This window comes from Rhodopseudomonas sp. BR0G17 (assembly GCF_010907025.1).
In the GTDB taxonomy this organism is placed as follows: domain Bacteria; phylum Pseudomonadota; class Alphaproteobacteria; order Rhizobiales; family Xanthobacteraceae; genus Rhodopseudomonas; species Rhodopseudomonas palustris_H.
This window is the reverse complement of the sequence record NZ_QUML01000060.1, coordinates 1-12152: the sequence shown is the minus strand read 5'-3', so window position 1 is coordinate 12152 and position 12152 is coordinate 1. Positions and strand designations below refer to the sequence as shown.

Below are 12152 nucleotides of genomic sequence, written 5' to 3'. Positions count from 1 at the left end.
CGCTTATCCGGCGATGGCGATCGAGGTGCAGAACGCGCTGGGCCTCGGCGGCTTCGCGTTCGACATGAACGTCGCCTGCTCGTCGGCGACCTTCGGGCTGAAGACCGCTGCGGACTTCGTCGGCGGCGGCTCGGTCGATGCGGTGCTGATGGTCAATCCGGAGATCTGCTCCGGCCATCTCAACTTCCGCGACCGCGACAGTCACTTCATCTTCGGCGACGTCGCCACCGCGGCGATCGTCGAGCGCGCCGATGATGCAAACGGCGGCTGGTCGATCCTCGGTACCAAGCTGAAGACGCAGTTCTCCAACAACATCCGCAACAACGCCGGCTTCCTCAACCGCGCCTGGCCGGAAGGCCGCGACAATGTCGACAAGCTGTTCGTGCAGCAGGGCCGCAAGGTGTTCAAGGAAGTGGTGCCGCTGGTCTCGGAAATGATCATCGAGCACGCCCGCGAGATCGGCATCGATCCGCACGGCCTGAAGCGGATGTGGCTGCACCAGGCCAACATCAACATGAACGAGATCATCGGCCGCAAGGTGCTGGGCCGCGATCCGACGCGCGACGAGAACGTCATCATCCTCGACGACTACGCCAACACCTCGTCGGCCGGCTCGATCATCGCCTTCCACAAGCACCAGGACGACATGGCACAAGGCGACCTCGGCCTGATCTGCTCGTTCGGCGCAGGCTACTCGGCCGGCACGGTGTTCGTGCAGAAGCGGTAACAGTCCGACGTCGCGCTCTGCCCGTCCTTGCGAGGCGCGAAGCGGCGAAGCGATCAGAAGCCAGGACACGGCGTCGCTGGATTGCTTCGCTTGCAATGACGATCAAAGTCCGCTTGTCCCCCCGGCTTGCGTCTTCCGCCGCTACGCCTATCTCCCGGGCATCGCCATCCGCCTCGAGGAGACCGCCATGCCGCATCCCGCCATCGCCAAGGATCAGGTCGCCGTGGTCACCGGCGGCGCATCGGGGATCGGCTTTGCGGCCGCCAAGCGGTTTCTGCAGGCCGGCATGAAGGTGGCGATCGCGGATCTGAATGCCGATCACCTCGCCCGCGCCGCCGAACTGCTGGCGCATGTCGCAGGCGGCGGCGCCGACGACGTGCTGGCGAAGGAAACCGACGTCGCCAAACCCGACCAGCTCGAAGCGCTGCGCGCCGCCGTCACCGCGCGGTTCGGCGGCGTCGACGTGGTGATGAACAATGCCGGCATCGAGCCGCCGAGCACCGCGCTCGGCCCGCGCGAGGCCTATGAGCGCATCCTGGCCGTCAATCTGTGGGGCGTGATCCACGGCTCGCAGATCTTCGCGCCGGGCATGATCGCCCGCGGCCGGCCGGGGCTGATCATCAACACCGGCTCCAAGCAGGGCATCACCACGCCGCCAGGCAACCCGGCCTACAACGTCTCCAAGGCCGGCGTGAAAGCCTACACCGAAGCGCTGGCGCACGAGCTGCGCACCACCGAGGGCTGCGCAGTGACGGCGCATCTGCTGATCCCCGGCTTCGTCTTCACCGCGCTGACGGCGCGCGGCCGCAGCGAGAAGCCGGCCGGCGCCTGGACCGCCGAGCAGACCGTCGACTTCATGCTGGCGCGGCTCGAGGACGGAGACTTCTACATCCTGTGCCCGGACAACGACGTGCCCCGCAGCCTCGACGAACGCCGCATCGCCTGGGCCGCCGGCGACATCATCGACAACCGCCCCGCACTGTCGCGCTGGCACCCGGCCTGGGCCGACCGCTTCCGGGCATTCGTCGAGGGGAAGTAACAAGCCAGGGCGCGAGCGTCTTGTTGAGAGCCTGGCCGGAAATGCAGGCAGCTCATTGAAAGGCTCCGATGAGCCGTTCAATTGCCGATGAGTTTCGTCATGGCCGGGCTTGTCCCGGCCATCCACGCCTGTGTTGCTGCGTTCGCTACAAGGCGTGGATGCCCGGCACGAGGCCGGGCATGACGGGTTGAACGAAAGTGCTTGATTTCACTGCGCTGTTTTCCGGTCGGGCTCTGAGGCGCACTCCGGCTCAAGCTTGCGCCGTCACCACTTCGCCGAGCGCTGACCCGGCGCCCACGTCGAACAGCACGAAGCGGTTGCGGCCGGCGCGCTTGGCGGCGTACAGCGCCGCATCAGCCTCTGCAAAGGCAGCGTCGATCGAGCCGCCCGAGACCACCCGGCAGGCACCGATCGAGACCGTCAGCGCGATGTCCTGCCCATCGTCGGAGCGGATCGGCGCGGCGTTCATCGCGGCGACCATCCGCGCGCACAGCTCTCGCAGGGCGTCCGCATCGCGATCCTCGACCAGCACGACGAACTCATCGCCGCCCCAGCGGCCGCAGCTGTCCCGCTCGGTGAGGAGCGGCGCCAGCCGCCGCGCGGTTTCGCACAGCAGCCGGTCGCCGGCCAGATGGCCGAACACATCGTTGACGTCCTTGAATCCATCGAGATCGATCAGCAGCAGCCCGGCCGACCGTGGCGCCAAGGGCGAGGCGGCCAGCCATTGTTCGAACACCTGGGTGAAGCCGCGGCGGTTGGGAATCTCGGTCAGCAGATCGACATTGGCGAGACGCCGCAGTTTCTCAGTCCGCTCGTCGACCAGATCCTCGAGAATGCGGGTGTGATCGCGCACGGCGTGCGCCATGCCCGACAAGGTGCGCGACAGCCGGCCGATCTCGTCGCTGCCCCGGTCGACGACGATATGGTCGAAGTCGCCGTCTTCGACCCGCCGCGCCGCCGCCTCGACGGTGGCGAGCCGATCGAGCACGACCCGGCGGAACAGGATGGTGACGAGCGCGACCGCCGCCGTCATCATCACGATCAGCAACAACGCGATCGGGGTGAACAAGCTGCGATCGATGATGGCGTCGATGTCCATCAGCGTCACGTTGAACCAGCCCAGCTGGTCGAGATAGCCGACTCCGACCAGGAACTCGCGCCCCCCGATGTTCATGAAGCGCGATTCCACCGCCGCGGCGCCGCCGGAGACGCGCCGCATCATGGCGCCGAGTTCGGCGGCGTCGGCGGGACTGTCGACCTGCTGGAAAATCGTCTTCTTGGTCTTGGTGTCCTTGGTGAGGCTGTGGAAATCGACCATCGCCGGATCGCGATGCGCCTGGATGGCGCCGGCATGATCGACGAACATGCTGGTGACACCGGTCTGCGGCAGCGCCACAACCTCGCTGATGAATTCGGTGAGGTCGACGCCGGTGCCGATCACGCCGAGAATCCGGCCCTGCTCGGCGATGACGCAGTTGATCCAGACTTTGGTGACGGCAAGATGGTCGTCGCGGTCGACATTGAGCTGGCAGGGCTGTCCGGCCGCGATCGTCTTGAAATACCAGCCGTCGCGCGGATTGTCGCGCTTGACCTGATAGCGAAGCTGGTTTCCGTCGTAGGCGTTCTCGGCGTTATTGAAGTAGTAATTGCCGGACCCGTCGACGACGAAGAAATAGCTCTTGTCGTGAAACGACAGTCGGTAATGCTCGAGCTCGGCCAGCCCGAGCTTGGTCTTGGCGGGGTCGGCCTCGTCGCGGGCCCAGGCGCGCACCGCCGGCGACCGGGCGACCGTCTCGGCCAGCGAGACCTCCCGGGTCAGCGCCTCGAGGCCGCGGTAGCGGTCGAACAGCACCTGCTTCTCGGCGAACAACGTGCCGAGCGCGACCGCGGTCTTGCGGGTGAGGAATTCGAACGCGGCATAGGCCGGCAGGGCGACCAGACCGAATACGCAGATGGTGACGACCAGAAACCGGGTCTTGAGGCTGGTGGCAATCTGATTCCAGAGACCGCGCATCGGGCTTCGTGTCATCTCCGCCGAAACAAGCCATCGCTCCGAGCGACCGCCGGACGCGGCTGCGCAGAATGCACCAGATACAATTCAGATCTGAATGCTTCACTAATGATTCACGCTTCAGTGCCGTTCGCCGTGATCATCGATCGCCGCAAAATCAATCAGGCAGCTCCACCAGACATCTCGACAAGACATGCGCCGTCGCCTCGATCGTTTGAACGGCGCCGAAGCGGCGGCTTGGCTCTAGCTCGCCCGGTCGAATTCGATCCGGGCAGTGGTGCCCGGGCCAGCGTCGTAGCTGATGCGGCCGCCGATCTGGGCGGCGAGGTTGTGGATGATCTTGAGGCCGAGGCTGTTACCAGCGCCGGGGGCCTCGGCCGGCGTCATGCCTTTGCCGTCGTCGGAGATGGTGAAGACGATGCGCTCGCCGTCCTGCACCAGCCGCAGCGTGATGGTGCCGCGGCCGTCGGGAAACGCGTGCTTCAGCGCATTGGTGACGATCTCGACGGCGATCAACGACAGCGGCGTCAGCTTGGTGAGATCGAACTGCACCGGCGGCATCTCGACCGTGAAGCGCACGTCGCTGGCGCCCGCCGCATCGCCGAGATTGGCGCACAGATCCTGGAAGAACTCACCGACCGGCCGGGTGACGTTGGCCGGGTCGTAGAGATGGCGGTGAATCCGCGACATCACGTCGAGCCGCACCCGCGCGTCGTCGAGCGCCGTCAGCATCGCTGCCGGATCGTCACCGGCGCGCTTGGCGTACAGCCGCAGCATCGCCGAGACGAACTGCATGTTGTTGGCGACGCGGTGCTGCAGCTCCTGAAACATCGTCCGCTGCTGCTCATACAGCCGCGCGGTCTCCTCGGCGTCGGCGCGCAGCCGCGCCGCGGCCAGGTGCATGATGTGGATCAGCGAGATGTCGACCGTGACGATGAACACGTAAAACGCCAGCGCGATCGTGGTCGGCGGCGACAGGTCGAAGCTGAAGAACGGCGGAATGAAGATGTACCACGCCGCCAGCCCGCTCAGCACCGCGCAGATGATGCCGGGCCGCAGCCCGAAGAAGAACGCGGTGAGAACGTCGGCCGGAAAGAAGGTCAAATAGGGAAAGCCCGGCGGCAGCACCGGATCGAGCACCATACGCAGCAGCAGCGCCGCACCGGTTGCCGCCACCGCCGCCAGATCGCCGAGCAGCCCTAGCGACCGCAGCCGCCGCGTAGCGTGAATGATGTCCCAGACTTTAAGTCGCGCCAAAGCAGGCTCTACGGATTCGACACGTGGAGCGGAGAGTATGGCGGAAGCGGAACTGGAAGGACAGGTGGGGGGCTAGCTATCGGCAGCGGCATCCCCCGCTGGCATGTCGACTGTGAAGCGCACGTCGCTGGCGCCTGCCGTGTCGCCGGGATTCGCACACTCCTGGAAAGACCCGCCGACCAGCCACGTGACGTTGACCGATTCGGTCAGCTGGCTGATGAACCCGCAGATGATGTCGAGGCACCCGTGTGCGTTGTCGAGCCCCGCCAGCTTGGCGGCAGGGTCGCCACCAGCGCGCTTCGCGCTAGACTGAGTGAGTATGATAACTAGTCTTGTTTCACCCCTCCAATTGCTATCGACCGAGAGGTCGGAAATCCTCTGAAATTATTCCGGCCGCTTTCGAAATCATATCCTTTGGACTCCCCTCGCGGATATGATTTCTATCCGAAGTCTCGTCGCTGAGAGTTGAGATGGGGGGTAGATGTCGGCAATCGTCACGAATTTGCAGTCAATGCAAGGCATGGGCATCTTTGCGGACCGTAGTGTACGATCACCGTCTCTCTCGCTGCGACGTTACAATCTTATCTACGGCTTCAATGGCTCAGGAAAGAGCACGCTCTCTCGTCTGTTTGCCAGCCTCGAAGCGGGCGCGCTTCACCCGAAATTGCCGGATGGTTGCTCGTTCGAAGTAACATTAGACGACGGAACCAAGTTCGGCTGCCCTGAGAAGCCGACAGGACTTGAACGTCGCCTGCTGGTCTTCAATGCTGACTATGTCGAGCAGAATCTCCAATGGACAGCGGGGCACGCAAGCCCTGTCTTCTTTATTGGCGCGGATCAGGCGGAAGCTGCTGCTGAGCTAGCCAAGATCGAAGGTCAAATTACAAAGCAGGCGGCGACGAAGACCAATGCCGAGGCCGTTGAAAAGACCGCGGACAAGAGCTTCGCCAATTTCAAACGCGACCGCGCCAAAATCATCGCCGCTCGCCTGCATCTCGGCAGTCGAAAATATGAAGCCCCGGCGCTTGCGAAAGATTATGAAGCGTGGAAGACGGCCGGCATTACGGCTTTGACCGATGCCGAGCTCAAGGCAGCAGAGGATACGAGGCGTCTGGATGAACCATTGCCGCGACTCGCACCGTTGGAATTTGAGTCTGCCAGCATCAAGAAAGCCTACCAATTCATAACGGACATTTGCGCCCAGTCGCTTACTATGGTGGCGCTCGACGAGGTGCAGCGTTTTCCGGACATGCTGCTGTGGCTGAAACGTGGTCAGGAGTTTCATGAGGCCAATGGACTCAAAGACTGCTTATTCTGTGGCAATACGATTCTGAACGAGCGAAAGGCGCTCCTCGCATCGGCATTTGACAGTCAAGTCGACGATTTCGTCGCGCGGCTCGTAAAGACCGCCGAACGCCTTGAGACCGTCTTCTCATCGCTGGAGCAGCTCGAGGAATTTGTACCTGCGACGGAAGCGCTGGCGACGGAATTGCGAGCCGGCTTCAAGGATACCAGAGACCGCGTTGCCAAGGCGGTGCGTTCGGTTCGCGGACACCTTGGCAACCTTCGAGATGTCTTGGCGCAAAAGCGGGAACGTCCGGCGACGCCCGCCGATATGTCAACCGTGGCATCGCAGGCCGATGTGGCGGAGGCAGTTGAGAGCTTAGCTCAGGCGATTGACGCTATGAACGCCACCATCGCCGCGCACAATGGAGTCGTTGGCGACTTCTCGAAGCATAAGGAAGACGCCGAAGTGGCGATCCGCAAGCATTTCATCGCGGAGTGCCAGACGGACTACGCGACTATGCCAAGGATTTTGAAGACGCGAAGGCAAGCCTTTCAGCCGCCAGCAAAGAGCTTGAGCGACTTACCACTTCCGCTGACCAGCTACGGCAGCAGATCAAGGAGCATGGCCCCGCCGCTGGCGCGATCAACAAGCTTATTGCCTCCTATCTAGGCCATCATGAGCTAACGGTCCATCCTGTGGAACAGGGCTACCAGCTCAGACGCCATGGCAGACCTATTAAAGGTGTGCCTAGCGAGGGCGAAAAGACGGCGATCGCAATTTCCTACTTCCTCTCTTCGATCGAAGCGGAAGGACGCAAGCTAAAGGATACGATTGTTGTCGTCGACGATCCTGTCTCCAGCCTCGACACAAAGGCGCTCAATTATGCATGCTCGCTGGTGCGGAATCGATTGAACGGCGCGGGACAGTTGTTCGTGCTGACACACAATCTGCAATGCATGAACGAGTTTCGCAAAGCATGGAAAGGGCGTGCGAGGCCGGCAGACGGGAAGGATCCCACAGCGATATTTCTCTTCATCGATACCGCCATTCCGGAAGGGCAGGACAGGCGATCATCGAATATTGTAGAGATGTCAAAGCTACTGCGGGAGTATGATTCAGAGTATCATTTTCTGTTCAGCCACATCCTCAGGTTCACCGAAAACCCAAACATCTATGACGATCATGGCTACATGATCCCGAACGTACTCCGTCGAGTGCTCGACGTATTCCTTGCCTTCAAGTGCCCCGGCAGTTCGGGGCTCACGGGCCAGCTTGCAAAGCTCTGTACAGATTATCCCGGTCTCGATAGGGACCGCCTCGCCGCATTAGAAAGATTGGCTCAGGTCGAGTCGCACTCGGACAATCTGGATGACTTACTCTCGTTCTCGTCAATGACGCTGGAGGAAACGCGCGCGGCAGCATGTGTGCTCCTCGAGATGATGGATCATGTCGATGGCAAGCATCTTGCCGGACTGAAGCGCTTGTGTCGCTAAATGATGTCAGACGGCCTACGTGTCGCGCTGCGGCCATAGAAGACGCGCAGCCCGTGGGGCTGGATTAGCCAAAGGCGTAATCCGCCGCGATCGGAGCGGTGGGTTACGGCTTCGCCTAACCCACCCTACGAGCCGACGCCGCTGGCTCCGAAGATACGCGCTGCGGCTGCGTCCAGAGTTGCTGAGTCAGTGCTCGTGTCGCCCTCACCCCAGCCCTCTCCCGCAAGCGGGAGAGGGGGCGCGCTGCGGCTGGGGCGTGCTTGGTGCGGGAGTAAGTCTCGTTGCGGATCGGCAGCCGCGGCCCGTAGGGTGCATAAGCCGAAGGCGTCATGCGCCGCTGCGGAAATGATGGGTTACGGCTTCGCCTGACCCATCCTACGGGCTAGGGTGCTTTGATGAGACCGACGATACGGACAAAGACCGACCTTCGGATGAAAAGCCCGGTACACCCCGGCAGCTTCGTGAAGCACGAGATCATCGAACCGCTCCGGCTGTCCGTCACCGAAGCCGCGAAAGTCTTGGGCGTCACCCGGCCGGCGCTGTCCGCAGTTCTGAACGAGCGCGCGTCGCTGTCGCCTGAGATGGCGCTCCGCATCGAAAAGGCGTTCGGCGTGTCGATGGACACTCTGATGCGCATGCAGAACAGCTTCGATATCGCCGAGGCGCGCAAGCGCGCCGGCGATATCAAGATTGCGCGCTACGCGGGCGCGGCGGAATAGCAGCCCCGTAGGCGCAGACGCGAGGGCGACATTGGCCACGTGTGCTGATGGTGGGTTACGGCTGCGCCTCCCCCAACCTACGGCGCTTACGCATCTGCTTTCGCGGCTCAAAAAGCCTTCGGCAGCCCCGCTTGGCGCAGGATGGCGTTCGCGGTGTGACGGCTCGGAATGCCGACCGGAACGGCGAAGTTTCGATTCGTGAGCGGGCTGTGCCAGATCTCGTGGCTTCCCTTGCCCTGGCGAACCAGCGTGCAGCCGGCTGCCCGCAGCAGGTCTCTCAATTCGCGGTCAAACTGCGGCGCCATCAGGCCGCCGGGAGCGCTTCACGCAAAGCGGTGATCTGCAAAAAAACCGACGCCGGATCGACGCCGGGATGATTATCCGGCAACAGGTCCAGCGTCATGGCTTCGATCTTGGCCAGCAACGCGTCGAGCGTCGGCGCGTCGGCCGCTGCCGGGATGTCGTCGCAATGTCCGCTCCAGACGCCTGCGTCGGCGTCCCAAACGGCGGACACGGTGAAGATGACCGGTTTCGACATCGTCGCCTCGTGTCGATGGTGATGCCCGGCCTCGCGCCGGGCATCCACGTTCTCAAACGTCGCAACTCCAAAGACGTGGATGGCCGGGACGAGCCCGGCCATGACGCGATGGGGTGATTAGTTATCCAAGAACGAGCGCAGCTTCCGGCTCCGGCTCGGATGCTTCAGCTTGCGCAGAGCCTTGGCTTCGATCTGGCGGATACGCTCGCGGGTCACCGAGAACTGCTGGCCGACTTCTTCCAGCGTGTGGTCGGTGTTCATGCCGATGCCGAAGCGCATGCGCAGCACGCGTTCTTCGCGCGGGGTCAGCGAGGCGAGCACGCGGGTGGTGGTCTCGCGCAGGTTCGACTGGATCGCGGCGTCGATCGGCAGCACCGCGTTCTTGTCCTCGATGAAATCGCCGAGGTGGCTGTCCTCTTCGTCACCCACCGGGGTTTCGAGCGACAGCGGCTCCTTGGCGATCTTCAGGACCTTGCGGACCTTCTCCAGCGGCATGCCGAGCTTTTCGGCGAGCTCTTCGGGGGTCGGCTCGCGGCCGATCTCGTTGAGCATCTGCCGCGAGGTGCGGACGATCTTGTTGATCGTCTCGATCATGTGCACCGGGATGCGGATGGTGCGGGCCTGATCGGCGATCGAGCGGGTGATCGCCTGCCGGATCCACCAGGTGGCGTAGGTCGAGAACTTGTAGCCGCGGCGATACTCGAACTTGTCGACCGCCTTCATCAGGCCGATGTTGCCTTCCTGAATGAGATCGAGGAACTGCAGGCCGCGGTTGGTGTACTTCTTGGCGATCGAGATCACGAGGCGGAGGTTGGCCTCGACCATCTCCTTCTTGGCCTGACGGGCTTCGCGCTCGCCCTTCTGCACCGAGTGCACGATCTTGCGGAATTCGCCGATCTCGAGGCCGGTGAGCGCCGCCATCGACTGCACTTCCTGGCGCAGGTCCTTGATCCGGTCCTTCTCGTGGTGGACGAAGTTCTTCCAGCCCTTGGCCGAGAGCTTCGACACCCGGTTGAGCCAGCGCGGATCGAGCTCCGAGCCCTGATAGTTGCGCAGGAAGTCGTCGCGGGCGACGCCGTGGCTGTCGGCGAGCCGCATCAGGCGGCTCTCGAACGACACCAGCTTCTTGTTGATGTCGTAGAGCTGCTCGACCAGGCTGTCGATACGGGCCTGGTTGAGGCGCAGCGACTTCACCTCGACGATGATCTCGTCCTTCAGCTTCTTGTACTTGCGCTCCTGCGACGGCGACAGCTGCTCGTTCTGCAGCTGGTTGGCGATGTCCTGCTCCTGCAGCTTGCGCAGCTTTTTGTAGTTGTCGGCGATCTTGTCGAAGGTCTCGACCACCTTCGGCTTCAGCTCGGCCTCGATCGCGGCGAGCGACATCTGGTTCTCGAACTCGTCGTCGTCGCCGTCGCCCTCGGGCGCGCCTTCGCCCTCGCCTTCGGCCGGCGCGGCGCCGCGCTGCTGCGCGGGACGGAACGGGGTGGCGGACGGCGGAGCCGCCGGCGGCGCGACGTGCGCGGGCGCACCGCCCTCGCCTTCGGCAACAGCTTCCTCACCGGGCTCGCCGATGTTGTTCTTGCCCTCGGGGCCGGCGTAGGTCGCTTCGAGATCGATGATGTCGCGAAGGAAGATCTTTCCTTCGTTGAGTTCGTCGCGCCAGATGATGATCGCCTGGAAGGTCAGCGGGCTCTCGCACAGGCCGGCGATCATCGCCTCGCGGCCGGCTTCGATCCGCTTGGCGATGGCGATTTCGCCCTCGCGCGACAGCAGCTCGACGGTGCCCATCTCGCGCAGATACATGCGGACGGGATCGTCGGTGCGCTCGCCGGGCTCGGACTTCTTGGTCTCGGTGACGGCCTTGGCGGTGACTTCGACGAGATCGTTGTCGAGCTCCTCGTCGGCCTCTTCCTTGGCCTCTTCCTCTTCGGCCTCGGTGTCTTCCGCCTCGGACACATTGATGCCCATGTCGGACAGCATCGACATGATGTCTTCGATCTGCTCCGGCGACGTGGTGTCGGAGGGCAGCACTTCATTGAGCTGATCGAAGGTGACGAAGCCGCGCTTCTTCGCCTGCTTGATCATCTTCTTGACGGCCGCATCCGACAGGTCGAGGAGCGGCGAGGGAGCGTCGACGGAGTCCTTCTCCGGCGCGTCTACCTTGTCTTCCTTGTCCTTGTCCTGCACCTGAACCGTCTTCGCCTTGCTGGCCATCCACTGCTCCTGAACGCGCTCACGGACGAGGCGTCACCGCGCCGCCATGAAAACTTGCCTTATCGGGAGAGACGCACAAAGGGCGGCGCCCGCCTGCGCCACCCCGCACGATCCCGCTCGCTGGTTACCCAAATTGGTCGCCCGAAGGCCTTCTACCGGAATGCCGTTAAGCCCTTACTAACCCTGTTTTTGCAGCTAAATCCGGGGATTGGCGAGTCTTTTCGACTCTCCGCCCGCCCGGGGCCTTCCGCTGACCGCCTCACACGCTGCGCTGGAACCGGCCGGAGGATTCGCCGAATCCCTCGATCAGCGCCTCGGTCCCCTCGACCTGCGCCAGGCGCGCCTTGACGTCGTTCAACCACCGCATATTCGCTTCGCTGCCGTCTTCACCCAAAGCCAGCTCGGCATCCTTCAATTCCCTAAGTAAGGAGTGGGATTGTCGATGCAAGGCAACGAGTTGCTGCCACGTCGAAAGGACGTCCTCGCGCGCCGCCTTGGGGCCCGCCCCCCACACCGCCGAGGTCGTAATCGCCCGCTCAACCCGCTGCAATTGCTCGGATAATCCTGCCTTAACCAAATCTGCGCGGAGCTTCTCGGCCTGCTCGGGGGGATCGTCGCCGCGGTGGTGATGCTGGGCGAATGCGGCGATGATCGCCGCCCGCAGCCGGTGCGCCTCCGGATGGGCGAATTCCAGCGCGGCGATTTCCTCCAGATGGTCGTCGAGCAGCCAGGGGTGGTTGAGCAGCGAGATCAGGATCAGGGCCTCGCGGCGCGACATCGCCGAGCGCTGGCCGCGCATGATCGGGCTGGCGATCAGGTCCGGGCTGGCAATCTGGTAGGGGCCGCGGCCCAGCATCGGCGTCGGT

Annotated in this window: 8 protein-coding genes and 2 pseudogenes; 4 read left to right on the top strand and 6 right to left on the bottom strand. The window is 63.3% G+C overall.

Annotation, left to right across the window (positions count from 1 at the left end; translation table 11 throughout):
• Together DY467_RS24710 and DY467_RS24705 are read left to right on the top strand one after the other, a co-directional pair.
• Positions 1-727 (top strand): beta-ketoacyl-ACP synthase III (locus DY467_RS24710; RefSeq protein WP_164639652.1); only part of this gene is annotated, 727 nt, incomplete at its 5' end.
• Between the two features lie 187 nt (positions 728-914).
• Positions 915-1766 carry an SDR family NAD(P)-dependent oxidoreductase gene (locus DY467_RS24705; RefSeq protein WP_164639650.1) on the top strand — a complete coding sequence of 284 codons (852 nt, stop codon included), beginning with the start codon at positions 915-917 and terminating at the stop codon, positions 1764-1766.
• A 250-nt stretch (positions 1767-2016) separates the two neighbouring features.
• Here DY467_RS24705 and DY467_RS24700 read toward each other — a convergent pair whose 3' ends face one another.
• Positions 2017-3780: a sensor domain-containing diguanylate cyclase gene (locus tag DY467_RS24700; RefSeq protein ID WP_164639648.1), complete on the bottom strand. Its 1764-nt coding sequence runs from the start codon at positions 3778-3780 to the stop codon at positions 2017-2019.
• 240 nt (positions 3781-4020) lie between these two features.
• Complete coding sequence (locus tag DY467_RS24695; RefSeq protein ID WP_205502779.1) at positions 4021-5034, bottom strand: sensor histidine kinase; 1014 nt, start codon at positions 5032-5034, stop codon at positions 4021-4023.
• A 481-nt stretch (positions 5035-5515) separates the two neighbouring features.
• Between DY467_RS24695 and DY467_RS26905 the strand changes: the two are divergent.
• Positions 5516-7815, top strand: a pseudogene (locus DY467_RS26905) (AAA family ATPase).
• A 395-nt stretch (positions 7816-8210) separates the two neighbouring features.
• Positions 8211-8534 carry a HigA family addiction module antitoxin gene (locus tag DY467_RS24685; protein WP_164639640.1) on the top strand — a complete coding sequence of 108 codons (324 nt, stop codon included), beginning with the start codon at positions 8211-8213 and terminating at the stop codon, positions 8532-8534.
• Between the two features lie 107 nt (positions 8535-8641).
• Here DY467_RS24685 and DY467_RS24680 read toward each other — a convergent pair whose 3' ends face one another.
• From DY467_RS24680 to DY467_RS24665, 4 genes and pseudogenes are all read right to left on the bottom strand, one after another.
• The gene (locus tag DY467_RS24680; protein WP_013503820.1) at positions 8642-8839 is read right to left on the bottom strand and encodes a type II toxin-antitoxin system HicA family toxin; all 198 of its coding nucleotides are present in this window, start codon (positions 8837-8839) and stop codon (positions 8642-8644) included.
• A complete protein-coding gene (locus DY467_RS24675) occupies positions 8839-9174 on the bottom strand; it encodes a DUF1902 domain-containing protein (protein ID WP_246701637.1) in 336 nt (111 codons plus the stop codon). The genes DY467_RS24680 and DY467_RS24675 overlap by 1 nt, the downstream gene beginning before the upstream one ends.
• 15 nt (positions 9175-9189) lie before the next feature.
• Positions 9190-11286 carry an RNA polymerase sigma factor RpoD gene (gene rpoD / locus DY467_RS24670; RefSeq protein WP_164639638.1) on the bottom strand — a complete coding sequence of 699 codons (2097 nt, stop codon included), beginning with the start codon at positions 11284-11286 and terminating at the stop codon, positions 9190-9192.
• A gap of 259 nt (positions 11287-11545) precedes the next feature.
• Positions 11546-12152, bottom strand: a pseudogene (locus DY467_RS24665) (DNA primase); the annotation flags it as partial.